This window comes from Plantactinospora mayteni (genome assembly GCF_016862935.1).
GTDB classification, from domain to species: Bacteria; Actinomycetota; Actinomycetes; order Mycobacteriales; family Micromonosporaceae; genus Plantactinospora; species Plantactinospora mayteni.
The window spans coordinates 1-26,347 of sequence record NZ_BONX01000065.1; the positions used below are offsets into that span (position 1 = coordinate 1).

At 69.6% G+C, this 26,347-nt stretch carries 27 protein-coding genes and 1 pseudogene; 21 read left to right on the top strand and 7 right to left on the bottom strand.

The features are described 5' to 3' along the window. The first annotated feature begins 82 nt into the window (after positions 1–82). The 6 genes from Pma05_RS38230 (at position 83) to Pma05_RS38255 (ending at position 8,448) form a co-directional block, all read left to right on the top strand. Complete coding sequence (locus Pma05_RS38230; RefSeq protein WP_203862425.1) at positions 83–1,984, top strand: hypothetical protein; 1,902 nt, start codon at positions 83–85, stop codon at positions 1,982–1,984. Further along, a complete protein-coding gene (locus Pma05_RS38235) occupies positions 1,981–2,376 on the top strand; it encodes a hypothetical protein (protein WP_203862426.1) in 396 nt (131 codons plus the stop codon). Before Pma05_RS38230 ends, Pma05_RS38235 begins: the two co-directional genes overlap by 4 nt. Positions 2,377–2,817: 441 nt before the next feature. Beyond that, positions 2,818–6,081, top strand: a complete 3,264-nt coding sequence (locus tag Pma05_RS38240; protein ID WP_239314008.1) for a S8 family serine peptidase — start codon at positions 2,818–2,820, stop codon at positions 6,079–6,081. 7 nt (positions 6,082–6,088) lie between these two features. After that, positions 6,089–6,616, top strand: a complete 528-nt coding sequence (locus Pma05_RS38245; RefSeq protein ID WP_239314010.1) for a SigE family RNA polymerase sigma factor — start codon at positions 6,089–6,091, stop codon at positions 6,614–6,616. Next, the gene (locus Pma05_RS38250) at positions 6,613–7,794 is read left to right on the top strand and encodes a hypothetical protein (protein WP_203862427.1); all 1,182 of its coding nucleotides are present in this window, start codon (positions 6,613–6,615) and stop codon (positions 7,792–7,794) included. Before Pma05_RS38245 ends, Pma05_RS38250 begins: the two co-directional genes overlap by 4 nt. Positions 7,795–8,040: 246 nt before the next feature. Further along, positions 8,041–8,448, top strand: coding sequence for a TetR/AcrR family transcriptional regulator C-terminal domain-containing protein (locus tag Pma05_RS38255; protein ID WP_203862428.1), 408 nt, complete (start codon positions 8,041–8,043; stop codon positions 8,446–8,448). Positions 8,449–8,792: 344 nt separating this feature from the next. Here the strand turns inward: Pma05_RS38255 and Pma05_RS38260 are convergent, their stop codons facing one another. The 3 genes from Pma05_RS38260 to Pma05_RS38270 are packed head-to-tail and all read right to left on the bottom strand — an operon-like array spanning position 8,793 to position 12,843. After that, complete coding sequence (locus Pma05_RS38260; protein WP_203862429.1) at positions 8,793–11,534, bottom strand: FtsX-like permease family protein; 2,742 nt, start codon at positions 11,532–11,534, stop codon at positions 8,793–8,795. Then, positions 11,531–12,256, bottom strand: a complete 726-nt coding sequence (locus Pma05_RS38265; protein ID WP_203862430.1) for an ABC transporter ATP-binding protein — start codon at positions 12,254–12,256, stop codon at positions 11,531–11,533. The genes Pma05_RS38260 and Pma05_RS38265 overlap by 4 nt, the downstream gene beginning before the upstream one ends. Then, positions 12,253–12,843: a PadR family transcriptional regulator gene (locus Pma05_RS38270; protein WP_203862431.1), complete on the bottom strand. Its 591-nt coding sequence runs from the start codon at positions 12,841–12,843 to the stop codon at positions 12,253–12,255. The genes Pma05_RS38265 and Pma05_RS38270 overlap by 4 nt, the downstream gene beginning before the upstream one ends. Before the next feature lie 108 nt (positions 12,844–12,951). Here Pma05_RS38270 and Pma05_RS43645 point away from each other — a divergent pair, with 108 nt between their 5' ends. The 3 genes from Pma05_RS43645 to Pma05_RS38285 all read left to right on the top strand — a co-directional run bounded on the left by Pma05_RS43645 (position 12,952) and on the right by Pma05_RS38285 (position 14,680). Next, entirely contained in the window at positions 12,952–13,236 is a 285-nt protein-coding gene (locus tag Pma05_RS43645; RefSeq protein WP_372441628.1) for a GTPase, read from the top strand. Between the two features lie 240 nt (positions 13,237–13,476). Beyond that, positions 13,477–14,232, top strand: coding sequence for a CPBP family intramembrane glutamic endopeptidase (locus Pma05_RS38280; RefSeq protein WP_203862433.1), 756 nt, complete (start codon positions 13,477–13,479; stop codon positions 14,230–14,232). 58 nt (positions 14,233–14,290) lie between these two features. Further along, positions 14,291–14,680, top strand: a complete 390-nt coding sequence (locus tag Pma05_RS38285) for a transposase (RefSeq protein ID WP_203862434.1) — start codon at positions 14,291–14,293, stop codon at positions 14,678–14,680. Positions 14,681–14,791: 111 nt separating this feature from the next. Here the strand turns inward: Pma05_RS38285 and Pma05_RS38290 are convergent, their stop codons facing one another. Beyond that, positions 14,792–15,247 carry an SgcJ/EcaC family oxidoreductase gene (locus Pma05_RS38290; RefSeq protein WP_203862435.1) on the bottom strand — a complete coding sequence of 152 codons (456 nt, stop codon included), beginning with the start codon at positions 15,245–15,247 and terminating at the stop codon, positions 14,792–14,794. 118 nt (positions 15,248–15,365) lie between these two features. On the opposite strand from Pma05_RS38290, the gene Pma05_RS38295 reads away from it, so the two are divergent. Then, the gene (locus tag Pma05_RS38295) at positions 15,366–15,854 is read left to right on the top strand and encodes a MarR family winged helix-turn-helix transcriptional regulator (protein ID WP_239314016.1); all 489 of its coding nucleotides are present in this window, start codon (positions 15,366–15,368) and stop codon (positions 15,852–15,854) included. Positions 15,855–16,134: 280 nt separating this feature from the next. Here the strand turns inward: Pma05_RS38295 and Pma05_RS38305 are convergent, their stop codons facing one another. Then, entirely contained in the window at positions 16,135–16,533 is a 399-nt protein-coding gene (locus Pma05_RS38305) for a winged helix-turn-helix transcriptional regulator (protein WP_203862494.1), read from the bottom strand. 106 nt (positions 16,534–16,639) lie between these two features. Between Pma05_RS38305 and Pma05_RS38310 the strand changes: the two genes are divergently transcribed. Beyond that, complete coding sequence (locus tag Pma05_RS38310; protein WP_203862437.1) at positions 16,640–17,542, top strand: NADP-dependent oxidoreductase; 903 nt, start codon at positions 16,640–16,642, stop codon at positions 17,540–17,542. A gap of 340 nt (positions 17,543–17,882) precedes the next feature. On the opposite strand, the gene Pma05_RS38315 is transcribed toward Pma05_RS38310, so the two are convergent. Continuing rightward, positions 17,883–18,503 (bottom strand): TetR/AcrR family transcriptional regulator, encoded by a 621-nt coding sequence (locus tag Pma05_RS38315; protein WP_203862438.1) that lies wholly within the window; start codon positions 18,501–18,503, stop codon positions 17,883–17,885. 105 nt (positions 18,504–18,608) lie between these two features. Here Pma05_RS38315 and Pma05_RS38320 point away from each other — a divergent pair, with 105 nt between their 5' ends. From Pma05_RS38320 to Pma05_RS38330, 3 genes are all read left to right on the top strand, one after another. After that, the gene (locus tag Pma05_RS38320) at positions 18,609–18,986 is read left to right on the top strand and encodes a DUF4267 domain-containing protein (RefSeq protein ID WP_203862439.1); all 378 of its coding nucleotides are present in this window, start codon (positions 18,609–18,611) and stop codon (positions 18,984–18,986) included. A gap of 59 nt (positions 18,987–19,045) precedes the next feature. Next, a complete protein-coding gene (locus Pma05_RS38325; protein WP_203862440.1) occupies positions 19,046–19,513 on the top strand; it encodes an SAM-dependent methyltransferase in 468 nt (155 codons plus the stop codon). A gap of 287 nt (positions 19,514–19,800) precedes the next feature. Then, entirely contained in the window at positions 19,801–20,238 is a 438-nt protein-coding gene (locus tag Pma05_RS38330; RefSeq protein WP_203862441.1) for a P-loop NTPase family protein, read from the top strand. Positions 20,239–20,357: 119 nt separating this feature from the next. Here the strand turns inward: Pma05_RS38330 and Pma05_RS38335 are convergent, their stop codons facing one another. Then, positions 20,358–20,681: a hypothetical protein gene (locus Pma05_RS38335; RefSeq protein ID WP_203862442.1), complete on the bottom strand. Its 324-nt coding sequence runs from the start codon at positions 20,679–20,681 to the stop codon at positions 20,358–20,360. Positions 20,682–20,800: 119 nt separating this feature from the next. Between Pma05_RS38335 and Pma05_RS43650 the strand changes: the two genes are divergently transcribed. From Pma05_RS43650 to Pma05_RS43140, 7 genes and pseudogenes are all read left to right on the top strand, one after another. After that, positions 20,801–20,926 carry a hypothetical protein gene (locus Pma05_RS43650; RefSeq protein WP_275414815.1) on the top strand — a complete coding sequence of 42 codons (126 nt, stop codon included), beginning with the start codon at positions 20,801–20,803 and terminating at the stop codon, positions 20,924–20,926. Positions 20,927–22,480: 1,554 nt separating this feature from the next. Then, positions 22,481–22,810: pseudogene (locus tag Pma05_RS44205) on the top strand (NAD(P)-binding domain-containing protein); the annotation flags it as partial. Between the two features lie 20 nt (positions 22,811–22,830). Continuing rightward, a complete protein-coding gene (locus tag Pma05_RS43655; RefSeq protein WP_372441631.1) occupies positions 22,831–23,553 on the top strand; it encodes an NAD-binding protein in 723 nt (240 codons plus the stop codon). Further along, a complete protein-coding gene (locus Pma05_RS38350; RefSeq protein WP_203862443.1) occupies positions 23,550–23,984 on the top strand; it encodes a GNAT family N-acetyltransferase in 435 nt (144 codons plus the stop codon). Before Pma05_RS43655 ends, Pma05_RS38350 begins: the two co-directional genes overlap by 4 nt. A gap of 332 nt (positions 23,985–24,316) precedes the next feature. Further along, positions 24,317–24,574 carry a hypothetical protein gene (locus Pma05_RS38355; RefSeq protein ID WP_203862444.1) on the top strand — a complete coding sequence of 86 codons (258 nt, stop codon included), beginning with the start codon at positions 24,317–24,319 and terminating at the stop codon, positions 24,572–24,574. A gap of 237 nt (positions 24,575–24,811) precedes the next feature. Beyond that, on the top strand, positions 24,812–25,780 hold the full coding sequence (locus tag Pma05_RS38360; RefSeq protein WP_203862445.1) for a site-specific integrase: 969 nt from the start codon (positions 24,812–24,814) through the stop codon (positions 25,778–25,780). Positions 25,781–26,119: 339 nt separating this feature from the next. Beyond that, positions 26,120–26,317 (top strand): hypothetical protein, encoded by a 198-nt coding sequence (locus Pma05_RS43140; protein WP_239314017.1) that lies wholly within the window; start codon positions 26,120–26,122, stop codon positions 26,315–26,317. Positions 26,318–26,347: the final 30 nt, after the last annotated feature.

A 26,347-nucleotide genomic window follows, 5' to 3' on the forward strand; every position in this document is an offset into this window, starting at 1 on the left:
ACTCGACGTCCGCTCCGCGACCGGTCTCCCATAGCAATCGACGTCCGGATCTGCCGAAAGTAGTGCGTTCGATCATAGGGCTTTGGAACGACCGCCGACCACTTCCGTCGCCGGTCAGCATGCTGGCTGCAACAGCAGCCGGCACCTGGTCGACCTCAAACGCTTCACTATCTGGCTGGACACCCGAGCGCAACAGCAGGCGCTGAGGGACCTGACCGCTGCCGATCTCGCCGCCTACAGCTCACACCTGGACTCGGTGCTGGGCCGCGGCGCATCGCGGGAGGTCGCCGAGGTCGCCGTCCGGCTGTTCTGGCGCTACCGGACCGTCCTGCCCACCGACCGGCTCAGCGTCGACCCATTGGACGCCGACGGCTGGGGCAACAGCACCCGCCGCCGCGCGGAGAACACCACGCTGCGGATCCCCGAAGACGTCATGGGACCGTTGCTGGCCTGGTGCCTGCGCTTCGTCGACGACTTCGCACCGGACATCATCGCCGCCCGCGCGCACTGGCAGAAGCACCGCCACGCTCGGCGGCGAAGCCGGCTGCCCGCCGCGGCGGTCCAGGAGCAGCTCCACGCGACGCTGGAGCGCTACCTGTCCTCCGGTCGTCCGCTGCCCGGGCATGCCGGCAAGGTGAACTATTCGGCATTGGCCGCCGAGATCGGCTGCAGCGACTCAGCGCTGTACCTCCCGCCGAACAGTACGAAGATCGCTGCGGTCGCGGCCCGCACCGGAATCACCGTCTCGCCTCCGGTGCCGATCCCGATTACCGGGCAGCTTGACGGGCAACCGTGGCTGCCGCACATCGGCACCTCAACGTCGGACCCGAACGGCACGGTGCCGCTGGCGATCCTGCTGCAGGCCGCCTGCTACATCACCATCGCCTACCTGTCCGGGATGCGCGACAGCGAGATCAAGCACCTGCGTCGCAACTGCGTCCGCACCCACCGCGACAGCACCGGCCACCCCTACCGGTGGACGATCACCAGCCTGGCGTTCAAAGGCGAAACCGACCCCGCCGGGACCACCGCCAACTGGGTTATCGGCGCAGCCGCCGCCCGCGCTGTTGACGTCCTGCAACGACTGCAGCCCGACACCGTCGACGAGTTGTTCCGCACCGTCGCCAACGGCGGCACCCGCAACAGCCCCGAGACGCGCCCGACCCGTACGCAACACGTCGGACGCACCAATGAACTGCTCAACCAGTTCACCACCTGGGTCAACACCTACTGCCACACCCATGGCCGCACCGACACGATCCCGCCTATGCCAGGCGGACACTCCCTGCAAACCCGCCAGTTCCGCCGCACCCTTGCCTGGCACATCGCCCGCCGCCCCGGCGGCGCGATCGTCGGGGCCATCCAGTACCGGCACCTGAGCATCCATATGTTCGAAGGCTACGCCGGCACCTCCGAATCCGGATTCCGCGCCGAAGTCGAAGCCGAACAAGCCCTCGCCCGCGGCGAACACCTCCTGGCGATGACCACCAGCCACCACCACGCAAACCTGACCGGACCCGCCGCCGCCGACGCCCAGCGCCGCATCACCACGTTCACCGCCGCAGCCGACACCGCCCCGTCCACCACACCATCGCCTGCCCACCCGGCGGCCGGCACCGGGTTCACCGGTGCCGTCGTCACCGACCCCGCCCGCCTGAAACGACTCATGCAGCGCCGCGACCCACACATCTACCCCGGCACCTACAGCACCTGCGTGTTCGACCCCGCCAAAGCCATGTGTCATCCCCGACCCGACAGCGGCGGCACCACCCGCCCCGCCCAAGCTGCTTGCCAACCTCTCGACTGCCGCAACACTGCGCTCACCCTGGCCAACCGTGCCGCCCTGCGCGCCGAAGCCGACCAGATCAGCATTCAACTCGACCAACGGCCACCCCTGCCGCCGCTGCTCATCCACCGGCTCACCGACCGCCGCGACAAGATCACCACGTTCCTGACCCGTCACGAACCCACCGAGGCACCATGACACAGCCGCCGCCGCTTACCGACACCGACGTTCGCGCGGCCCTCGACGCGATGCACCGCGAGACCGCCACCACCGGCCGCCGGCCCAGCGTCCTCGGCCTCGCCCAGCGCCTCGGCCTGCCCAACACCACCCTGCGTCGTCGGTTCCCCGAAATCTGCGCCGAGCTCACACCCGGCCACACCACGCCGGCAGCATCACCCGCGACCGACGTCGCCACCATCAGGAACCTGCGCCGCGACAACGCGCGGTTGCGCCGCGACAACCACAACCTCACCGCGAACCTGGAAGTGGCAATCGCGAACATCCAGCAACTCACCCTCGAAGTCCACCAGCTGCGCGAAGCGCTCGAGCACGCCCGCAACGTCACCCGCCTGCCTCGCCCACCACGCTGACCGAAGCCGGGAGTGGGGTTGTCGGCACCGGCCCGGCCTACCTGCTCGAAGCCATTTCGGGAGTATGTTTCAGGTAATCAGTTTTATCTGAAGTACGGCCACTTGCCCGCTTTGCCCCACCCAGGCCAAGATCACTTTTGTTTTCGTTTCTGCAGTCAGCCACCTGCTGTTTCAGCAATGCGATAGCTCAATTTCGAGCGCGTCCCGCGGCGTCCTTGGCTCGGTTTCCTTGATCAACTCTGCGACATTCTTGCTCTCGGCCTCAGCTGTTTCGCAGTACGGCGGCGACGGCGAGCCCGTCGCCCGGTCGAAAGATCATCGGCGCAACGGACAACGAGACCCGGTCCCGACATCGACTCCCTCTTGGCCACCTTCGCATCGATAGATAGGGCGAGACGAGTGACGAGATGGAGACGGACGGCACGGCGCGGGTTGGTTCCCGTGCTGGCGCTGTCCCTGGCGATGGGCGGTGCCGTACCGGCCGCTGCCATCCCCCAGCCGGGCGGCGACCGGTCGGGCCACCGCCCGGCGGCGGGTGCGCTTTCCGGCGAGCGGACCGTGACGTTGCTTTCCGGCGACCGCGTGCGGGTACACAACGGCGGCTTCCGGGTGGAGCCCGGCCCGGGACGCCGGAAGGTCGTTTTTCACCAGCAGCGGGTGGCCGGCCACGATTACGTGATCCCCGCTGACGCGCTGGGACTGATCGGCTCGAAACAGGTGGACCGCCGCCTGTTCGACGTCACCAGCCTGCTGGAGATGGGCTACGACGACGCATCGGTGGGTGACCTGCCGCTGCTGGTGATCCCCGGTGTGGGCATCAGAACCGCGGTTGCGTCGGCCGGCGCCGGTCGGCGGGTGGTCCGCGAACTGCCCAGCGTCAAGGGTCGAGCGGTGCACGTCGCGAAGCCCGAGGCCGGCCGGTATTGGGCGGAACTCTCGGCAACCATGACGCCGGGCGTGCGGAGTAGCGCACCGACCACCCGGGTCTGGCTGGACGGCCGGCGTCGGGTGCGCCTCGACAAGAGCGTGCCGCAGGTCGGCGCCCCCAGCGTCTGGCAGGCCGGGTACACCGGTCGGGGGGTGAAGGTCGCCGTACTCGACACCGGCATCGACTCGGCCCATCCGGACTTCGCCGGGCGGATCATCGCGACCCGCAACTTCACCGAAGACGCGGACACCAACGACCTCGTCGGTCACGGCACGCACGTGGCCTCGATCATCGCCGGCTCGGGCGCGGCCTCCGACGGAAAGTACAAGGGGGTCGCCCCGGATGCGACTCTGCTGGCCGGCAAGGTCTGCACCTGGGACGGGTGCTCCGACTCGGCCATCATGGCTGGCATGGAGTGGGCCGCCACCAGCGGGGCAAAGGTGGTCAACCTCAGTCTGGGCGGCGGCGACACCCCCGAGGTGGACCCCGTGGAGGAGGCGGTCAACAACCTGACCGCCCAGCACGGCACGCTCTTCGTCATCGCCGCCGGCAACGAAGGCCCTGGATCGGGGACGGTCAGCTCGCCGGCCAGCGCCGACGCTGCCCTGGCGGTGGGCGCGGTGGACGCCAATGATGACCTTGCCTGGTTCTCTAGTCGCGGGCCGCGGACGGGTGGCGGCGCGATCAAGCCGGAGATCACCGCTCCGGGCGTGGACATCGTCGCTGCCCGGGCCGCCGGCTCCGAACCGGACGATCCGGTCGGTGCCTCGTACGCCCGCATGTCCGGCACCTCCATGGCCACCCCGCACGTCGCCGGGGCAGCCGTGCTGCTGGCCCAGCAGCACGCCGGCTGGCGGTCCGCAGACCTCAAGGCGAGCCTGATGGGTGCGGCGGTACCGAACCCGAGGTTGACCGTCCACGAGCAGGGGGCGGGTCGTCTCGACGTGGCCGCCGCGTCGACGCGGACGGTCCGGGTCGAGCCGGCCACTGTCGACCTCGGCCTGCAGCGTTGGCCGCATACCGACGACCAGCCGGTAAACCGTACGCTGACGTACCACAATTCCGGCGGCGCGCCCGTCACGCTGACCCTCGCCGCCGATGTCACCGGCCCGGACGGGAAGCCCGCGCCCGCCGGCATGTTCCAGGTGCAGCCGAGCCGGCTCACCGTGCCGGCCGGTGGCACCGCCACGGCCACCCTCACTGCGGACACCCGGGTCTCCGGCGCCGAGGGCATCTACCTTGGCACCGTAGGGGCGGCCGGGGACGGCACATCGCTGCGTACCCTTTTCGTCGTCGACCGCGAGCCGGAGAGCTACGACCTCACACTGACCCACCTCGACCGCACGGGCGCACCGACCCCGTCGTACACCACGGTCCTGGACGGTGTTACCGCCTCCGGTGCGACGTGGCCGTACGACCCGGACGGCACGGTCACGTTACGGCTGCCCAAGGGCCGCTACCATCTGACCACCACGATCGCGGGTGAAGTTGACAGCAGTCTGTTGACTCAACCGGAGTTGAGCCTTACCGGTGACACCGTCGTCATGCTCGACGCCCGGGTGGCCCAGCGCGGCGCGAGCGTCTCGGTGCCCAGGTCGGGCGCGGAACCGCTCGGATCGAGCGTCGGCTTCTACCGGCATCTCCCGGACGGCAGCCTATCCAGCAGTTCGTTGTTCAGCCTGGGTGGCTTCGAGCCGCTCTACACGGCATACCTGGGCGGCGCACTACCGGCCGACCAGATGAAGGGTCGGGTGCTGAGCTGGTGGGGCGAGCCTGCGGCCAACGGCGGGTTCTCACATCTGTACAACCTGGCCTGGTATCCGCCGGGGCGGTTGCCCAGCGGGTTCACCCGGCAGGTCCAGCACAGTGACCTGGCGGTGGTCCAGGCGGAGCACCGCATCGCACAGACCGTGGAGAAGAGCTCTCAACCTTCGCTGCCCGACTACCAGGACACCTGGCGTGGGGGCAGTCTGGTCGCTCCGCCGGGAGACCGGACCGAGTACTACACGACTGAGGGTGGCGTCCGGTGGAACTCGGAGCTCCAGGGCGGCGACGTCGGTCAGGAGTCCGCCCCGACCGCCTACCCAGTCGGGGGACAGACCGAGCAGTGGCTGGCGGCCCCGTTCGGTCCGGGCTTTCCCGCACCGGCGAGCCACGGCGATCTGTGGATGTCCCGTACCGCGAACAGGTTGTGGCTGGTTCCGCCGATGTTCGCCGACAGGACGCTCAGCCACGCCGGCTCCGCCGATACCGAGTCGAGTCGACGTGCCCTCTACCGCGACGGCGTGGAGGTGCCGCCAACCGGATACGGAACCTATGACGTACCGCCGAAGGTGGCCAACTACCGGTTCGAGGCCGAGGACAACCGGATCGCCGAGGCGGAGCTGTCGACCCGGGTCAGCGCGACCTGGACGTTCCGTTCCGCGCCCGTGTCGGGCGACAAGGCTCAGCACCTGCCGGTCATGGCGGTGCGGTCCATGCCGACGCTGGACGGGCAGAACGCGGCTCCAGCCGGCCGGCAGTTCCGCTTCCCGGTGACGGTGCAGCGGCAGACCGGGGCACCGCGCTCAACCATCGTGGGCCTGACCCTCGACGTTTCCTACGACGGTGGTCAGACGTGGCAGCCAGCCCGCCTGGTCCGCAGCGGCGACACCTGGACCGCGACCGTGGACCACCCGGCTGCCAATGGGTTCGCCTCGATTCGGGCGTTCGCCGTGGACTCGGCCGGCAACACGGTCCGTCAGACGATCGCCAACGCATACCGACTGAAGGGGTGACCTGCGGGTGCTGTTCCGAAATAGCGACAAGGCAGCGGCCGACGAGGAGTACACCACCTACGTCCGCGCCACGATGGACCGTTGGCGTCGAGTGGCGTACCTGATGGCCGGTGACTGGGACCGGGGGGACGACGTCCTGCAGCAGGTGCTGACCGAGCTCTACCGCAACTGGAGTCGGGCGCGGAAGGCGGACAGTCTCGACGCGCTCGTCCGTACCATGCTGCTGCGTCGATTCATCGACGGGCAACGGCTCGGCTGGGCCCGGGTCCGCCTCGGCACCGAGTTGCCAGAACGAGCCGCGACCACCGGGACCGACCCCACCGACCGGCTGGACCTGGCGACCGCCCTACGGCACGTGGCACCCCGGCAACGCGCCGTCCTGGTGCTGCGCTACCTCCACGATCTGTCGGTCGCGGAAACGGCGAAGGCGTTGAACTGCTCACCCGGCACGGTCCAGAGCCAGGCCCGGAAGGGTCTGGAGAGGATGCGCCGCCTCCTTCCGTCCGAAACCAACACGCTGAGGAGTCAGAAATGATCGAAGAAGACCGCGACATCGCACATTTCATGCGCCTCGGCAACGAGGGAATCGAGGCGCCCCGCTCGAGGATTTTGGACGTGGACCGGGCGATGCGCACCGGCCGCCGCCAGCGCTGGTACGGCCCTACCGCCGTTGCCGCCGCACTGGTTGCCGCACTCGCCATCGGCGTGGCCGTTGTACCCGGCCGGTTCGGGAGCGAGCCCGCCAAGGACGGTGGCGCGAACATGCTCGTGGTGGGTAACTACACGGTGGTGGCTGCGGAGCCGGCCGGCCTGGCCACCCTCCCCGAGGCCCCGGCCACCATCGACCCGATGGGCCTGTACCTCACGTTCGGGTGGTTGCCCGACGGCTACGACCACCGGCAGTACCATGCGGGCTTCAGCCCTGGTCAGACCGGCTCGGTCGCCTTCCTGTCGGCGGATCAGGACCGGGATGCCAACTCCGACAAGGGCAGTTTCTCGGCGGTCCTCTATCCCCGAGGGCTCACCCCGGCTGCGCCTCAGCGTGACGTCGGTGGCCGCGGCACCGAACTCGACGCCGTCGCCGCCAAGTCGGTGAACGACAACGCCGCTTCGTGGATCACCTACAGCGGAGCCGAGGGTGCTGAGACAATCCTCCGCTGGCGGTACGCGCCCGACGGCTGGGCCCAGCTCCGCTTCCAGGGCAACGACCCAGGCCTGGACGCCAGGGCCACCGCACACAGGATCGCGAGTTCGATGAAGCTGAGCAGCAGCGGGAAGGTTCCCCTGCCCGTACAGGCGACATCGTTGCCGACCGGTCTCACGCCGGTCAGCGTCGCCATCTCCGACTCCGTACGGACGCCTCGCTCGTGGTACGCCTCGATCACGCTGGGGACGGCGATCGACCCGTCGCAGCCGTTCACGAACACGCTGTACGTCAGCGTCTCTCCGTACAAGGAAGAGAAAGACCGGACGGAGAAGGAGAAGCTCGCTCCGGCACCGAACACGACCATCGACGGCCAGCCGGCGCACCGGACTCCGCTCGACGGACCCGCCACGAGGGTGCGGGTCGGCGGGAGCGGAGGCGTGCTGGTCGAAGTGGACGCCAACGGCGCACTCGCCGGACAGCTCGGCCCGGACGGGGTGCTGACCGCGTACCGGGGTCTGCGGCTTGTCGACAGGCCGGTGGAGTGGTCCAGCCACCTGAAGGGCTGAACGACCCAACCAGCACGGTCGGTCCTGGCCCCGTCGGCCGATGCCGGCGGGCCAGGACTACGCCGTCACCAGGATCTCGCCGACGACGGCCGCTGGCTGCGCTGAATACCGCGATCGCTAGCCTGCTGCTGGCGACCCATAACTCGTAGCGCCCGGGTGGATAGCCGCCTCGGTGCGCGAAAGTCTAGGGCACCGGCAGCACCTGGGGCAGGTTCAGCCGGCCGAGTACGGGGGCCGGTGGGCGCCGTGGGCGCCCGGGTGGTCGGTCCGAACGAGCTGACGTGGCTGGAGCACGCGGTCACCGCAATGACCGGATTCGGGCTGCATGGCAGCGAGATGCTCGACGTGGCCGTGCTGCTGACCGGCCACGTCCGCAACCTGGCCCAGCAGGTCACCGCGATGTCCTCGGCACCGACCCCGGAGCGTGCGATGGGCTCGTCGCTGCACCTCGTGCTCGCCGGCAGAGAGGACCCGTTCCCCGCCGTGACCGCGGCGATGGCGTCGGCCCAGGCGATGGAAGGCCAGGACCAGGCGCTCGACTTTGGGCTCGCCCGCATTCTGAACGGGGTGGGCACACTGACCGACGCACGAAAAAACCGCGTTTCAGGTAGGCCCAAATGGCGGCCTAAACCCGCGAAAGCGGGGGCTGCGTGAGAGCCTGGCACAGACCCGGCACAGACCGAGGAGTGCCGAGCCGGAATCGACGCCGCTCGGCCTCACCGGCATCGGCTTCCAGGGCGTACTCACATGCCGATGAGAGCGCACTCGATCACGGCACCCCTCTATGTCAAGTGGTGATCATGAGGGTTGTTCCAGGCTGGGGTTCTGTGGGTCCGGGAAGTGACTTGTCCAAAGTGTCGATCATGGGGTTCAGGTCGGCCGCGCTGGATTGCAGAGTCGCCCCCACGTGTCCTCCCGGGCCCGTCGCAAGCTGTTTCGCATCGGTGACCATCTGTTGTAGACGATGTCGGACAAGCGGCGTTTCAGCGCCCGCATCGCTACAGTCGCCGCTCGATCGGCAGCCGGGAGCGGGTGAGCAGGCCGGCGCCGAGCATCGCCACCACCGGTACCACGAGCAGCGCGATGGTGACGTTGAGCCAGGGCACCGCGATCGGGTAAGGCGTGGGAACCGGCCAGATGTTGTCGAAGTTCCGGTTGTCGGCCGCCAGTACCGCCGTTGAGGCGCCGAGGCCCGCGATCCCGCCGAGTACCGAGCCGAGTCCGGCGATCACCCCGGCCTGGCTGAGCGACAGGGCCCGGCGCACCCACGGGGACGCGCCCACGGCGGCCAGCGTGGCGAGATCCGCGCGGCCGTCGGCGGCGGCCAGCCCGGTGGCGATCGCGGCGGCGCCGAGGGTGATCACACCAGCCACGATGGCCAGCACCAGCAGCGACGCGCGGTTCGGCTGCGGGTGGCGCTCAACCACCACGTCGTACTCGTTGCCGAGTGCGGCCCGTAGCCGGTCCTGCTCGGCGACCGTCGGCACGCGGCTGGTGGTGGCCAGCGTCACCAGGGTTGTGCCGGACAGGCCCAGCGACCGTGCGGTGTCCGGGCTGAGCAGGGCCAGCGGCGTCCGCGGCGGGTGCGCGAACGCGAAGCCCGGTGCCGTGATGGTGCGGATCTCCTCGCGGGAGGGACCGGTGTGCACCTCCAGCGTCACCCGGCCGTTGTCCAGCTGGCGCGGGTCGTCGACGACGACGGCCCCGGCGCGCATGGCGGCGGCCACCTGCGCGGCCTCCTCGGCCGGGATGTCGACGAGCGCGCCCACCGCCTCGGGATCGATGACGAACGTCATGCCGACGTTGGAACTGAACGCTCCGCCGAAGTAGTCGTACTGAATGTCGACGCCGTCACATCGGGCGTCGCGGCGGGCTGCACGCTGCTCGGCGGCGGTCGGATCGCGCCCTTGGTCGAGGTTCGCGTAGGGGCAGCGGCGCTCGGGTGGCGTGCGCGCGAACACGAGGCACTTTTGGGTGGCGCACGTCGTTTCGCCGATCTGGTAGATCTGCGTCACCGGCAAGGTGCTGCGCAGTGCCGATGACACCTCGGGCGGCATCGCGAACGCGCCGCTCGGCCGCGCCTTCTGCCCGGGGTCGGTGGCGAGCACGAACACGTCCCCGGCCCGTCCCAGCGGCCGGTAGTCCGCCCGGGCGCGGGCGTCGCTCGCGGTGAGCACCACCCCGACGGCGAGGCTGGCCATGGCCGCGGCCATCACGGCGGAGATCGCCGGGGCCGCCGCAGTACGGTTGCGGGACGTGTCGCGTAGCGCGATGCGCGGGGCCAGCGGAAGGAAGCGGCCGAACCGGGTCACCAGGCCCACGATGGCCGGCGTACACAGCACCAGCCCCAGCTCGGCGGTGACCAGTCCGGCGAGGACGAGCGGCGCGTCGACCCCCCAGGCGCCGACGGCGGCGGTGGCCGCGCCCGCCGCACCGAGTGCCGTGCCGAGCACCACCCATCGCCGCCGCGACCGGGTGATCCCGCGCCGCCCGGCCAGTGCGGCCACGACGTCCTGGCGGGAGGAGATCCAGGCGGGCACCAGCGCGGCCAGCACCCCGGTCACCACGGCCACCCCCGCGAGCACCGCCAACGCCAGCGGGAAGACCCGCAACGCGCCCGACCTCACGTGAGTGAGGTGCTCCTCAAGCCAGAGGCGGCCGCTGGCGGCCACGGCGACACCCAGCAGGACGCCGGCCGCCGCGGCGACCGCGCCGAGCACGACACCGTCGGCGAGCACGATCCGGCGAACCTGTGCCGGCGTGCCGCCGGCGGCGGCGACCAGCGCGAGGTCGCGGCGGCGGCGCCGGGCACTGACCGCGAACGCCGGCCCGGCCAGCAGGACGATCTCCAGGATCGCCAGCCCGGCGATCAGCATGAGTATGCCGGCTTCCGAATCATCGTCCCGCGGGAACTCCGGGTACCGCTCGTCCACGCTCGGCGGGTGCGCGAGCACGTGGCGGGAGACCGCGACCACCCCGCGTGTGTTGAGCTGCTTGACCTGGTTCCAGGTCAGCGGACTTGGCGTGGCAACCAGCCAGGTCACCTCACGCGGGTCGACGGGCAGCATCCCCTGCGGCAGGCCACCGGGGTGCACGACGATCGCCGTTGCCCGGATGTCGGTCGGGTCCTCCACCAGGCCCACCACGCGCAGGGTGCGGCTGCCGTCGGCCAGGCGGACGGTGCCGCCGAGCCGCGTCCCCAACCGGGCGGTGGCCGCCGGGGTCAGGGCCACCTCGTCGGCGGCCACAGGCGGGCGCCCGGCAACCGGACGCAGGAGGCCGCGTGCCAGGGGGTCGCTGTAGTCCAGGGTCCGGGTCGCGACGACCCCGATGCCGGTCGCGGTGTGCACGGTCAGCCGGCCCGTGTGATCGCTGATCACCCGGCTGCCCGTGGGCAGCAGCGCCAGAAGCCGCGGCAGCGTCGGTGCGGCCTCCGGCTCCTCCGGCGCGGTCGGCCCGGTAGGCCCCGTGGGCACTGTCTGCGGTGCGGAAATGTAGGACAGCTCGGCCGGATCCTGATACAGCGGGTCTTCCTGCGGCCATCGCATCGCGGCCTGTCCGGCGCCCATGAGCCGGTCGGCCTCCTCGTCGGGGCGCAGCGTGAAGCTGTCGTACGTGACGGACGCGAACGCCATGACCGCCACCGGCAGCGCGATCATCGCGATGACCAACGCCGAGCGTCCCCTGGCCCGCCGTGCCTCGCGCCGCGCCACCCGCAGCGCGGCGCGCCAGCCGGTCATCCGGCACCGCCGGGCGTGGTCAGCAGCTCCTCGGGCTGGTCCAGCGGGCCGGAGGTATCGACGATGAGCCCGTCGCGCAGGAACACCACCCGGTCGGCCCAGGCGGCGTGCCGCGCCTCGTGCGTGACCAGGACACCGGCCGCTCCGCCGTCGACCTTGGACCGCAGCAGGCGCAGCACCGCCTCACCGGTCTGCGAGTCCAGCGCGCCGGTCGGCTCGTCGGCCAGCACCAGGCGCCGCTGCCCGACCAGCGCCCGGGCGATCGCCACCCGCTGCTGCTGGCCGCCGGACATCTCGTCCGGGAAGCGTGGACCGTAGCCGTCCAGGTCCACCTCGCACAGCGCCTCCTGCGCCAACCGCCGGGCCCGGCGCACCCGCATGCCGTCGAGCTCCAGCGGCAGCGCCACGTTCTCGGCCGCGGTGAGGCTGGACAGCAGGTTCAGGTCCTGGAACACGTAACCGATCCGGCGGCGGCGCAGCGCGGCCAGCCCGCGTCTGCTGCATCCGCCCAGGACCGTGCCGTCGACGACCACGTCGCCCTCCGTCGGGCGGTCCAGGCCGCCGGCCAGGCTCAGCAGCGTCGACTTGCCTGATCCGGACGGACCCATCACCGCGACCAGCTCGCCCGCCCCGACGGTGAGCGTCACTCCGCGCAGGGCGTGCACGGCCGTCTGCCCGGCGCCGTGCACCCGGTGCACCGCTCGCAGCTCCAGGACCGTCATCTCGCGGCCTCCCGTTCGGCTTCGTCTCCAGCCTCCTGCTCGGATACCGGTGTCTTCTCGGACACCGACGGTGGGCCGTAGCGCAGCAAGCTGACCTCGCAGTGGTCGAGCCAGCGCACCTCGGCCTCCGCCTGGAACACCATCGCGTCCACCACCAGGCGCCAGGAAAGGTCGGCGGGACGGTCGGTGCGGTGCTTCAGGCGCGTGTACTCCTGCATCGTCCGCACGGTGGCGGTGCGCTGGGTCTGCACCACGGCACCCACGTCGACACCCGGCGTCGTCAGCGCCAACGCCAACTTGATCGCCAGTTCGTCACGCGGCCGGTCACCGTGGCTGATCGGAGTGGCGAACCACAGCGCGAGCTCCGCGCGCCCGGCGTCAGTTATCTCGTAGGGCCGCTGCCCGGTGCCGCTCTCCGCAAGCGGGCACACCAGCTTGTCGCGCTCCAGCCGGGAAAGCGTCGTGTAGACCTGCCCGATATTCAGCGGCCAGGTGCCGCCCGTGGATTCCTCGAACGTCACCCGTAACTGGTAGCCGTACATCGGACCGCGTTCGAGAAGGGCGAGGAGACCGTGTCTGATCGACATAGCTACCGAGTATGCATACTCGGTATGGGATGAGCAACCCTGACGTTACCCGGAGCCCGGAAGCTCCTGAGCGGCCGTTCGTCACTCTGGGCGATTCGTCATTCGCGCGTGCCAGATCGCTTCGTTGGGCCCCACCTACGCTTGCCCGACGTCGCCCTCACCATCGGCATCGTCGGCCCGCCCAACGTCGACAAATCCACGCTCGTCACCGCGCTGACGCGCGATCAGGCGCTCGCTGTGAACTACCCGCTCGCGACGATCGCGCCCGAGGGATGCACGGTGCCCGCTGCTAAAAGCCCGACCAGGCAAGCTCACGGATATCTTCCACAGTGGGCGGATCCGCCTGGCCACCGTGTCGTTCGGGGACATCGAAGCTCGGCGTTCACTGCCTGACTGTTCAGCATGTCGGCGCGCTCACATGCCGCAGACCGTGCGCGCCGCCCTCCGCCTGGAGCCGTCGCGCTCCGTGGCCGGTCCCCGTGCCAGTCGACGTCCGGAGCTGCCGAGGACAGTACTTGTGATCTTGGCGCAATGTAGCGTTGTGTGTCTGGTGCTCACGAGGCCAGTTGGGCAGCACATGGACCTCACGGGCGTTGCCCTGGCGCAGGAAAGTGCCTGCCGTATGGTCTGCGGGTGCGTGGACGAATCCAGCAGTGGGCACGACGGACGCCGGTCGGGGTCGCTGCCGCATTGACGCTGGCATGGCACGTCGTGCTGTTCGCCTTGGCAGAGCTCGTTGGGGGCTTGTCCGTTTCCTGGTTCCCGGATCTGGGTCCCGCGCTGGTCAACGCCGGCACCGCGGCCTGGGTCCTCGTGCTGGCTGCCTGGATGGGTTGGTGGCGCGGTGCCGCTTTGGGCTGGCGACGCCCTGATCGCTCGTGGTGGTGGTGCCTGCCGGTCGTTGCCGTCACTGTGTCGTATGCGGCCCCGGGCGTTACCGGTTCGCTCACCGTGCTCGTCAGTACCGCCGTGACCATGCTGGCCGTCGGCATCGCCGAGGAGTCTCTCAGCCGTGGCGTCAACCAGTATGTGCTCGCCCGCCTCGGCGTGATGCGCGCAGCCGTCTGGGTGGGTGTGCTGTTCGGACTCGGCCACGCCTTGAGCGCCTTGTGGTTCGGGCGTCCTTGGGACGACACGGTCGCACAGGTGATCAGCACCACTGCGTACGGATTCGGGCTGGCGGCGTTGCGCTGGCAACTCGCCACGATCTGGCCGCTGGTCGTGCTGCACGCGTCAGACAATTTCGTGCAGCTCCGCAGCCCGGGCGCGGCCGCGCTGTGGTGGCAGGCGGTGGTCGCTCTGTTCTTCGTCGTGTATGGCTGGTGGCTGATTCGACGCCTGCCCGAACGGCTGGACGAGCCGGTGTCGAGCGACACCGGCCCGCGATAGTGACTTCCTCGGCCACGGCCATGGCGTCCTCATCTGCCGCTCCGGGTGGGCTGGCCTCTTGACCGTCACCGGTCTGCCGTTCCCACACGCGGTGCAGGCCATTCGGATCACCCGACGCACCCGGCCCCGCCGTGGTGGGCGCTGGCGCACCGTGACCGTGTACGCGGTCACCAGCCTGACTGCCTACCAGGCCAGCCCAGCCCATCTGGCCGACTACGTCCGCGGACACTGGGCCATAGAAGCGTTGCATCATATCCGCGACGTCACCTTCGGCGAGGACGGCTGGCAGGTGCGGACCGGCAACGCGCCCCGCGTCATGGCCTGCCTGCGCAACCTGGCCATCGGCATCCTGCGCCACCAGGGCTGGACCAACATCGCCAAAGCCTTACGCCACAACGCCCACGACGCCTACCGACCGCTAGCGATCCTCGGAATCATTCCACCCTGAGACCCGACATTTCCAACACCATACCGAGGCCGTGGCGGCGACGTAGAAGTGGTCGTGGGTGTTGCCGGCGGTGACGTCGACCGTTGTGTCGCGAGCGTCCGGACCGGACGGTTACACAGTCGCCGCCGGCCTGGTGCCGGGAGCGAAGCGGAACTGAACTGCTTCCATCAGTGAGCGCCGGCGGGTGTTGTGGAAGGCCGCAACCCGCCAGCCCTCTGGTCGGCGCACCAGGGTGTAGGTCTGGATCTTGGAAAGGGCGGGCCGGCGGCGGCCCTTGTAGGTGTCGCCGCGGCCGACCATGACCGCTATGTCGGGGCCGAGGAACGTGGTGATGAGGGTTTCCGAGGCCATCCGGGTGCCCTTGGTGAAGGCATGGAACAGGGCACGGTGGCCCTCGGTGATGTCGGCCCGGCCGCGGTAGAGGGTGCCGACGAAGGTCACGTACGACGCGTCCTCGGTGAAGAGGCGCCCGAATGCGTCGGCGTCGGCGGCGTCCCAGGCGCGCGCGATCGCGTCCATGACCTCGGCGATCGCCGTCAGGTCGGCGGCGCGGTCGGAGTGGCTCATGTGTCTTCCTTCCGGGTCGTCTGCTGCCGAGGCCTATATTGGCTCCGTACAGACAGAGGTTGCATGGACGCAATATCTGCTCGCGCGCAGAGATTAGCGCAGAAGGAGCCGTCACGCCATGGCCGACGCCACGCCACCGCCCGGTCTGCCCGAGGGTGCCCATGAGTCATTCCGGCGCTACCTCGACGCGGTCACCGCGCATGCGCAGGCTGCGGCGGACGCGGCGGGGATGCACCCGACCGACTGGGCGGCGCTCAGCGTCCTGAATCTTGCCGGCCGGCTGACCTCGGGCGAGCTGGCCGAGCGCACCGGGCTGACCACCGGCGCGACTACCCGGCTGATCGACCGGCTGGAACGGGCAGGGCACGTACGGCGCGCCGCCGACCCGGCCGATCGGCGGCGGGTGCTGGTGGAACCCGTGCCCAAGCTCGACGTGGATACCATCGTCGGCCCTGCCCGGCAGCGGCTGGGCGAGGTGTTCCAGCGATACCGGCCAGATGAGTTGGTGGTGCTGTTCGACTACTTCGACCGTGCCGCTGATGCGCTACTCACCGCCACCCGCGAGGTACGCGCGCGCAATGCCCGCCGCAGCAGCCTTCCGTCCTGACGCGCAGCCGTCTATCGCTCGTCGTTTGACGAACACGGCCGCAACTTTCCACACCCTGCCACCTGCTGTTGCCGCCGGGCGCGAGGGGGCGCATGCGCACACCGCCACCGCCAGGATGGAGGCCAGCCGATGTCGCAACCCACGCCGGTCACGAGGATCCGGCACCAAGGCCAGATGGGTCACCAGGCCAGCACACCGCTCCGGCGCGACCGCGCCCTGGCCGCCCCCTCGCAAGCCTGTCTAATCAGGACGTACCCCTATTTTGCCGAGGCCCTGAGGTTTAGGGGCGTGCGTCGAATTGGGCGCGGGCTTCGAAGACGCGGTCCATGTGTGTCTCCGCCCAGTTCTTGATCGCGATCATGACCGGGAACAGTTCATGGCCCAGCGGAGTGAGTTCGTAGTCGACGCGGACCGGTACCGAGGCCGTGACCGTGCGGGTGACCAGGCCGTCGCGCTCCAGTGTGCGCAGGGTCTGGGTGAGCATCTTCTGGCTGACGCCGGCGATGCGGTTGGCGAGTTCGCTGTGCCGCTGCGGGCCGTCGGCGAGGGCTGGGATCACCAGTGCGACCCACTTGTCGGTGAGCCTGCTCAGCAGTTCGCGGGTCGGGCACCGTTGCAGGAACGCGTCGTAGTCGCGTTTGGCCTGTTCGCGGCGTTGTGCCGCAGTCGTCGTCGCCATCATGCCCTCCACCGGTGCCCTAGGTACTTCACGGTACCTACTTTCTCATGGTGCCCGCCGATTCGTACGGTCTTGGTGATCACGAGGTCCCACGAAGGAGACGGCGATGCGCGCAGTCAGCTATGCACAGTTCGGCGGGCCGGAGGTCCTGCACGTGGCCGACGTGCCGGTGCCCGAGCCCGGGCCGGGGCATGTGCGGGTAAGGGTCACCGCGTCCGTCGTCCACCCAGTCGACCTGATGATCCGTTCCGGTCGGTTCCCGGCCCCGCTGCCGACCGGGTTGCCGTACACGCCCGGCTGGGATGTGGCCGGCACCGTCGACGCGGTCGACCCGGCGGTCGAGCAGTTCACGATCGGCGACGTGGTCGTCGGCTTCTCGCCGTGGCTGCAAACCACGGTCGGTGCCCACGCGGAGTACGTGGTGCTTGACGCAGCCTGGCTGACCCCCGCGCCTGCCGGCGTCCCCGCCACCGAGGCGGCGACCCTGCCGACCAACGGCCTCGCCGCCGCCCAGGCCCTCGACCTGCTCGCGCTCCCGGCGGGTTCGACGGTGCTCGTCACCGGCGCCGCCGGGCAGGTCGGCGGGTTCGTTCTGCCGCTGGCCCGGGCGACCGGCCTGCACGCCACGGGTCTCGCCGGAACCGACGACCGTGCGTTCGTGGAGTCGCTGGGCGCGGCATTCCTGTCGCGCTCCGACGACCTGACGGGGGTGTTCGATGCGGTCATCGACCTGGCGGTGATCGGTCCCTCGCTGCTGGACCTCATCCGCGACGGTGGCGGCTACGTGGCCGCGTCGCCTCCGCTTCGCCCGGAACCGGTGCGGGGAATCCGGACCTTCGCGCTGGAGGTGCTACCGGACGGATCGCGGCTGGGTGAACTGGTCAAACTCGTTACTAGCGGCGACATCCTGCTTCGGGTCGCCGGCGTGTACCCCTTCGCCGACGCCGCGGCCGCTCATGAGCGGCTGGCTCAAGGCGGCGTTCGTGGCGGCGTGGTGATCGTCCCATGACGCCCGGCCAAACCTCCGCAGTCAGGATCAACTGATGCGCCCCACGGTGAGTTCGCCGCTCCCGCCACGCCTGCTGCACGGCGTGGTGTGGTATGGCGTGGTGTGGCGCGAGCACCTTCACCTGATCGACCGTGAAACACCTCTACCGAGCACATGAAAGCCGTCGCCGGGGTGGACGTTTGCCAGCAGCCTGTTGCGCGGCCCGCGCGTCCGAACCTTGACCGGCATCGACGATCAGGCCCCTGTCGAAGCACGCGACGAGCGATCCGCTCATGGCAGACCGTGCGGTGCGGATCACTGGTGAACACGTAGCCGACGAGCGTGCGTTCGGTCGCTCTGCTCAGGTCCTTGACCTCGATCCCCTCTTGTGGCGTTGTCGGTCCTGTCGGGTGCCGGCGATCTGAGCGATGATCAGGTCGACTCGCTCCTCCTGCCCGTCAGGGGGGATGCGGCCGCTGCCCGACAGGACGGCGATGCCGTGTAAGGCGCTCCAGATGACTTCGGCGAACAGTTCGCGTCGCTCGTTGTCCGGGTGGAAACAGTTGACGAACTCGTCGAACGAAGCCCGCAGCGGGGCCGGTGTCTCGGTGCTCGCGAACTTCAGGTCGGTGGGCAGGATGAACATGGCCTGGTACAGGGCGGGTCGCTCGGTCGCGAACGCCAGGTAGGCGTGGCTGACGGCGCGCAAGGCAGCCTGTCCGGGCTCGGTGGCTGCCTGCCGTGCGTGGCTTAGGTGGGCGGCGAGTTGGCTGAATCCGTCCAGGGCGACGGCGCTGACGATGGCGTCTTTGCCATTGAAGTGGCTGTACAGCACCGGCTGGCTGTACTCGACGCGTTCAGCCAGCCGTCGTGTCGTGACCGCTTCCCAGCCTTCGGCCTCCGCGAGTTCGCGGGCGGCTGTGATGATCAGCTGGTGACGGTGAGCACGTTCACGCTCGCGGCGCTCGCTGATGGTGGGCATGACTACATCCTAGCAACGCTAGACATCCTGTCGAAGACAGTCTAACGTCGCTATCGCATCTAGCGCCGCTAGATTGTCGCTGCTGTCACCAAGGAGGAAACCGCCGTGCTTACCGCCGTCGCCAACGTCCTCGCCGGGCTGATCGGCGCAGGCATCATCGTCATCGGCTTGAACGCCTTCCGGGCGCCGCACGCCGCAGCCGGCTTCGGCATCCCCGGCACGCCGACCGAGGACCCCGCCTTCCGTGCCTGGCTGAGGGTTAAGGCCGTGCGCGACATCGCCTCGGGCATCTTGATCTTCATCGTGCTGGCCGGCGCCACGCCCCACCTGCTGGGCTGGTACATGCTGGCCGCCTCCGGCATGCCCGCCGGCGACGCGATGATCGTGTTGCGCAGCAACGGCCCCAAGGCAGTTGCGTACGGCGTGCACGCTGCCACCGCCGTGGTGATGGTGGTGATCAGCGTGCTCCTCCTCGTCGCGTGACCACGTGTCACGCCGCTTCGGCCGAAGATCGCATTCACTGAAGGGAACAGCCTCTCTCCATGCTCAGCTTCGAGATCAATCCGATCGGTACGGTGCGCAATGACCGGACGGATGTCCAGCACACGGACAACTGGGGTGCCGTCCGCAGCACGATCACCATCGACGAGCGCTTCGGCGAGGCGTGTCTGCAAGGGTTGGAGGGCTTCTCCCACGTCGACGTGCTGTTTATTTTCGATCAGTTCCCGGAACACGACGACTACCGCGAGCCTCGCCCGAACCGCGGCCGCGCTGACCTCCCGCCCGTCGGCATCTTCGCCGGTCGCGGTCCCCGCCGACCGAACCGCATCGGGGTGACGTGCTGCGCGATCGAATCCGTGCGCGGCCGCGAACTGACGGTGGTCGGCCTTGACGCGGTCTCGGGTACCCCCGTCATCGACCTGAAGCCAACGATGACCGAGTTCCTGCCGGTAAACGTCCAGCAGCCGGAATGGGTCAGCCATCTGATGTCGGAGTACTTCCAGCCGTAAGCGAGGGCTTGACGGTGGAGCCGATTCCCGAGCACATCGACCTCTCGTATCCACAACTCCGTCGACCCCACCAAACTCAGCGGCCTCTCGGAAGAGAAATCCCGAGCCGGCCGCGCAGTCGTGATCGAACGCGCTCCATGCCGCAACGCTTTGCATCCGCTCTGCGCGTCGGTCGCTGCATGGCTTGGGTCTTGCGAGGATCGGCGTCGTGGATCCGCACGCCGATTGCCGATGTCACGAACATGTTCACGACGTGTATGCCGAGTTCAGAGGCTATTCGGCAACGCATGGCGGTCGGTAAGGTGGAGCAGGACTACCTGCGCCGCATCGTCCTTCGGGAACGCGACGTCGACGGCGGCCTCGCCCCCGAGCTGATCTCCCAGACCGTGTGGCTCGCGCTGCGGCACGGCTACCACGTGGTCCTCGAAGGGATCCTCATCTCCCACCGGTACGGGCCGATGATCTCGGCGTTGCGCCGGAACCATCGCGGCGACACGTGCCTGTTCTACCTGGACGTGTCCCTGGAGGAGACGCTGCGCCGGCACACGCTCCGACCGCAGGCGGCCGAGTTCACCGCCGACGACATGCGCGGCTGGTACCGGCCCCGCGACCTCCTCGGCCTGCCCGACGAGCTGATGATCCCCGAGTCCTCCTCCCTGGAGGAGACCGTGACGTTCATCCAGCACACCGCTGGCCTCGCCGTCCCCAGCCCAGTCGCCGGGTGAACCTGCCCGGTGCGAGTCACACCGAGCCACGCCCGGCCCCAGCCGTTCGCGCGCCAAGATCGGTCGCCACCCTCACCCGCTAATCCCTCTCTCCGGCCGGGCGGGGACTCGGTATCGCGTTATCGCTGGCCGAGGATCATTCCGGCCGCGAGGACGAGGGCGGTCACGCCGAACGCGGGCGGACGGCCGTCGGATGTGGTGAACCGGAAATACAGCAGCGGCAGCAGATGAGCAGCCAGCCGCTCCCGGTCCACCGGCAGCCTGGCGAGCCGGCCCAGCAGCCACGGCGTGCTCAACACCCGCCGTGCGACCGGGTGCTCGACGGCCGAGGTGAGGTTCAGACAGTCGCGTCGGGTCGTGGCCCGCGCGGTGAGCAGACCGGTGTGCTTGAAGCACGAGGTGACCAGCTTCGCCAGGAGGTACTCCTCCCGCCAGCCGGCCATGTTCGTCCCGGACGGCGAACACCGGGCTGGTGCTGGGGCGGAGCTGCTCGACCCGGCCGTCCGGCGAGCGGTAGACCGGCGCGGGCCGGTGGTAGTCGGGCTCGACCAGGTAATCGGCAGTGACGGCGGCGCGGATCTGGGTGAGCGCGGCGTCGGCGGCGCTGGTCAGCGGCAGCGGGGTGGGCCGTGCGGCCATCAGCGCCAGGTCGACCCGGCCGGCGGTGGAGATGCTCCAGCGGCCGTGATCGTCCTTTCCCGTGTAGAGCAGGTCAGCGGTGTCCGGCCCGGTGGGCAGCCACAGCGGGTACCAGACCCGGCGGGAGTCCGGACCGTCGAGCCTGCGGTGCAGGATTGGACCGAGCTTGCGCCAGGCGACGCCGTCGCGGGAGACCGCCGCCGCGACGCTGCGAGAGTTGGCGGCGCCGTAGGCCATGACCAGGGTGCCATCGGCGGCCTCGACAACGGCTGGGCAGTCGACGCTGTCGGCGTCCGCGCTGCCCGGTTCGCCGAGGGCCACCGCCACCCCGCGACGCTGCCACGTCCGCCCGTCGACGGAGCGGGCGACGTGCACACGTCGCCCTCGCCTGTCGTGGCCGGCGTACCACATCCACCACTCGTTGCCCCGCCGCAGCACCGAGGCCAAGAGCACTCGGTCCCTCCCGCCTGCCGCAGTCAGACCGGCAACCGCGGTTGGCGGGGACCAGGCGGCGCCGTCGGCACTGACCGTGTGATAGATCCGCCAGCGCTCGTCAGCGGTGCCCGCGCTGAACCACAGGTGCAGGTCCTCGCCCTCGCTGGCGAGGCTCGCGCCGAGCACCTCGTCCACACCAGGCGGCGTCGGTACCCGCACACCGCTGTCGATTACGCTGGCCGTGGCGGGTCGTCAAGGTCATGATCCGTAGCGCTGTTCGGCCGTCCCCGCGACCGGGGCAACTACCCTCGTACGGCGCGTCAACGGCGGCCCCGGTGACCGCCAGCAGGATGCGACCACGATGGCGGGCCACGCCCGCCGCGACCGGGCTCCGACCCGCGGCGGCAACTGCTCGCCGCTGGCGCCCCACGATGTCCAGGCGCGACCCTACGGTTCTCTGGACCGGCAGCTGCAGGTCAGCTAACCCGCCTGCCGCCCCCAGCAGCGACTGCGCCCAACGCCGACCGCTGAACGGCGCGACAACCATCCCAGACACCCCTCCGACCGGACTCTTCAGTCGAGAGCCAGAAGCCCTCTCCAGTGCAGTCGCTGGACCGGTTGTCGAACAGGTCCGACAACGGATTCCGACACTGGGGTATGCCGGTCTCGACAGGGTCTTCAGGTGCGACGGGCCTGAAGGGGGCGAGCCCGATCGCCGTGAACCCGCCCTGCGGCCCGGCAGAACTGCATAAGGTGAGGGCGACCCCGGGCGCTACGACGCCGTTGGGGGATCATGCTGCGTCCGCCGATCAAGCCGATGCGAGCACGGCCGACACCCCACCTGCCGGACCTGAACCGGAGCGGCGCCGCCGTCGAGCCGAAGTGGGACGGTTCTCCAGAGATTTCGAGGTGTCTCAGGGCGACGCCGCAGGTAGTCAACCTGACCATGCCCACCCACGCGGGCTTGATCGAGACCACGGTGTGTTGCTACCGACCGTCAGCGCGAACGACCGACCACCAGATAAGGATTGGATCTCGACCAAGGTCGGCGGGCCTTATACGGTCCCAGGCGTGGTTGTTCGTATGAACGGCGGTGGCGGTGACGCCGCCGGTCTGGCAGGACAGCATCGATGTCGCGATCCTGCCTGTGGCTGGCTGAGGGGGGCCGGTGACGAACATTGCGTGGATCGGGCTTGGCGCCATGGGTGGTCGCATGGCCCGGCGACTTGCCGCTGATGGTCACGACCTCACGGTGTGGAACCGCACGCCGAGTCGCGCCGAGGAGTTCAGCCTCGCCGTCACGGGTGTTCGTGCAGTCGGATCTTTGGCCGAGGCGGTGCGGGGTGCCGAGGTGGTCTTCCTGATGCTGGCCGATCCGGCCGCCGTGGCGGCGGTCGCCGAGGGGCCAGGCGGTATCGCGGCGGCAATCCCGGCCGGGGCGACAGTGGTGGACATGTCGACGGCCGGCCCGGCGGCGGTGGCCCGGCTCCGATCAGCGCTGCCGGAGCGGGTGACGCTCTGGACGTACCGGTGCTGGGCAGCCTGGCCGAGGCAGAGGCTGGCGGACTCGTGCTGCTGGCTGGTGGGCCCGATGACGCGGTCGCCCGACTGCGGCCATTGTTGTTGGTCCTCGGTGAACCGGTCCATCTCGGTCCGGTCGGCACCGGTGCCGCGGCGAAGCTTGTCGCCAACCTGGCGCTGCTGGGCACCGTCGGGGTGCTCGGCGAGGCGCTGTCTCTCGCTGACGCACTTGGCCTGCCCCGGCCCGCCACGTGTCGGGCCCTCGCGCGTACGCCGCTTGCCGCCCAGGTGGAGCGGCGACGGCCAGCGGTTGAATCCGGTGTGTTCCCGCCGCGGTTCACCCTCGGCCTGGCCCGCAAGGACGCCGACCTCATCGTGGCCGCTGCGGACCGGGCCGGGGTGGACGCGTCGCTGGCTCGCGCCACCCGGCGCTGGTTGACCGATGCGGAGGCCGCAGGGCTCGGCTCGCTCGGCGTCGATGTCGCCGAGACCGCGTACATCGGCGACGCGGAGGTGGATCTCAAGTGTGCCGAGGCGGCGGGAGCACTGGCCGTGCATGCCCGCTGGGGCGTCACCTCCCCAACTCCGGTAACCATCCCGGTGGCGCGCCAGCCCGCCGACGTCCTCGAACTGCTCTCGGAACCGGAACCTGGGCCGCCCGACCTAACAACCGCGACGAGCCCGACGCACCGCACGACACACCTAGGAGACCACCGTTGATCAGCGTCACCCCGCTCCAGCCCGACGATCGCGCGACCTGGGAGGAACTGTTCTGCGGCTACAACGCTTTCTACGAGCGCACCTGGCCGGCCGGCAACTACGAGCACGCGTGGCGGGAGTTCCAGCGAGGCGACCGGATCCATGCGCTCGGCGCCCGGCTTGACGGCAGGCTGGTCGGCATCGCCCACTTCCTGGTCCATCCCAGCACGACCTCGCCCGACGTCTGCTACCTGCAGGACCTGTTCACGGCTCCGGACGCTCGTGGCAAGGGAGTCGCCCGAACTCTCATCCAGGCCGTCGAGGGGTGGGCTCGTGCGCGGAGCTGCGCGCGGCTCTACTGGCATACCCAACAGCACAACCACACTGCCCGCCGGCTCTACGACCAGATCGCCGAATTCCGCGATTTCATCGTGTACGCGACGCCGCTGTAGCCTCACTGCTGAAACGACATTGGGCGAGTGGACCACGCGCCGGTGGGCAGGGCAACGGTCACGGCCCGTTCCGGGTCGCCGATCGCATAGCCGATCAAGTACTGGGGTGTCGTCGTCAACTCCGGTCCGCATCGGGAGAATCCCCACGAGCAGCTTCTCGGGACACAAATGAACGGATCCGCCGCGATCCGGGCGCTGCGCCCCTCGTTGTGGTAACACACTGTAGTCAGCGAGCGAAGGCATCCAGTGGATCTGATTAGCCTGTCCGCCACTACTGTTGGACGCCGGTGCCGTTGAGTGGTTGACGTAGTCGTCGACTGCCCGGAGCTGCCATGCACCTGTTCTTCGCAGATGTGCGGACGGTCCGTAAGGCTGGCGATGTGCCGGGGCTGAGTGCACCGGATGCTTCCGATGTGCTCGCGAGGTTCGCGCCGGTCCCGGGTACGCCGGTGCTGCTGTCGGACTCAATGTGGCCGGTAGAGCCGCTGTGCAGCTGGTTCCGGGAGTTGGCGCTGAACCGGCGTAGCCCAAAGACGATGCGCGGGTACGCGTATACGGCGTTGATGCTGCTGCGGTTCCTGCAGGCCTGAGGGCTCGACCTGGCGTCGGCTTCCGAGGCTGACGTCCAAGACTTCCGGCGTTGGCGGCTCGACGAGGCCGAGCAGACGGTCGGTGAGGCGGCCTGGGATCGTGACGCGGCAGCGATCGGCTGCCTCTACGACTTTCTGCTGCGGCAGGGCGTCGTTGAGCGTCGGCCATGGCGAGCGACGACCCGGCAGCAGCGGACGCTGGCCAGCGGGACCCGCCGGGATCTGCGGGTGCGGCACATGGAGCTTGAGCAGTACCTGTACTGCCGGGACGTCGGATTCGGGGGGCTGGCGCCCGACGGCGGTCTCGACCAGGGCTTCCGGGGCTGGCGACCGCATCGCAACCGCGCGGCCTGCGAGCTGGCGCTGCTGACCGGGATGCGGATCCAGGAGTGGTCGACCCTGCTGCTGCCCGAGCTGGGGCTGCTCGATGCTCGACGGCCGCGCACCGCGGACGTCGAGCTCGGCGCGTGCGCGAAGGCTGGGCACCACCGCTCGGTATACGTGCCGGGGGACGCGATGGAACTGCTGGACCCTTACCTGCTGCTGGAGCGGCCCGAGATCGTCGCGAAGGCGCAGGGCTCGCTGCGGCGCGACCACCGTGACCTGTTCGTCATCACCGGGTTGGAGGCGGACGGCGCGAAGGTCTGCGGCGTGCTTGAGGGCCGTACGGTCGCCAGGGCGATTCGGGGTATGGATCCGCGGCTGCGGCGGATCGCGGTGTGGGAGACCGGGGACGGGCTCGATCCTCTGGCGTTGTTCATCGGTGCCGGTGGGCGGATGCTTACGGCCTCGGGGTGGGACCGGGTCCGGTGGGCGGCGTGGGAGCGGATGAAGGCCGCGGCGGTGACCGGCGGGGTGGGGCCGGAGCTGCCGCGCCGATGCTGGGTGTATCACGATTTGCGTCATACGTTCGCGCTGCGGCTGCTGATCTATCTGACCCGGCTGGCGTTGGGTGACGGCCGGGCGCAGCAGCTACCCATGTCGACGCTGCTGGACCACATGAGCGGCAACCCGTTGTTGCAGGTGCAGCGGCGGCTCGGCCACGCGAGTCCGGTGACGACCTACCGCTACATCCGATACCTGAAGGACCCGATGCGGGAGGTCGATGAGGCTTTCCGGGCCTGGACCGCCGCTGGCGGGGCGTCCTACGCCGACATCGCCCGGACGACGATGAGACTCGGGGACGGCGATGCCGCGCAGGGGTGAGCACCGCTCCGGATTCCCTCCAGCCCGCGCCGCGGAGCCGTCACCCTCCAGGATCGGGTTGAGGCGGGTGACGGTGCCCGCGACCGGTCAGGCGGCTCTGCGCTCAGCCACGGCGATGCTGTCATTCAATCCGGCCTCGTTCGCGTGTACGCGGCTCGCCACGGAGCTGGCCGACGAGTGGGTGGAACTCGTGCAGGCCGGACGGCTGCGCGAGAGCGCTCCTGTCCACCTAGTTTTCTAGAGTGGTGCTGGACCAGGTCAGGCGTGTCGCGAGCACTCGGCGCCCCCGAACCGACCTAGACTCGATGCTCGAACAGGTGTGCCATTCGGGGGTGTGTTGTGTCCAGTAAGCCTGTAAGCCTCGGTTGGGTCTTCCGGCCCGACCGCGCCAACGGCGGCCCGGATCGGGCTGTTGAGCATGCCGGCACGCCGGTACGCGCGGTGGGGAGGACGGCCGACGACGGTGGTCGGGTCGAAGTCGTACTGGCTGACGGCGTACGGATACAGGCGTACCGTCACGAGGTCGTACCAGGGTGAGCCACCGTGCCCACACCACCAGCATTCATC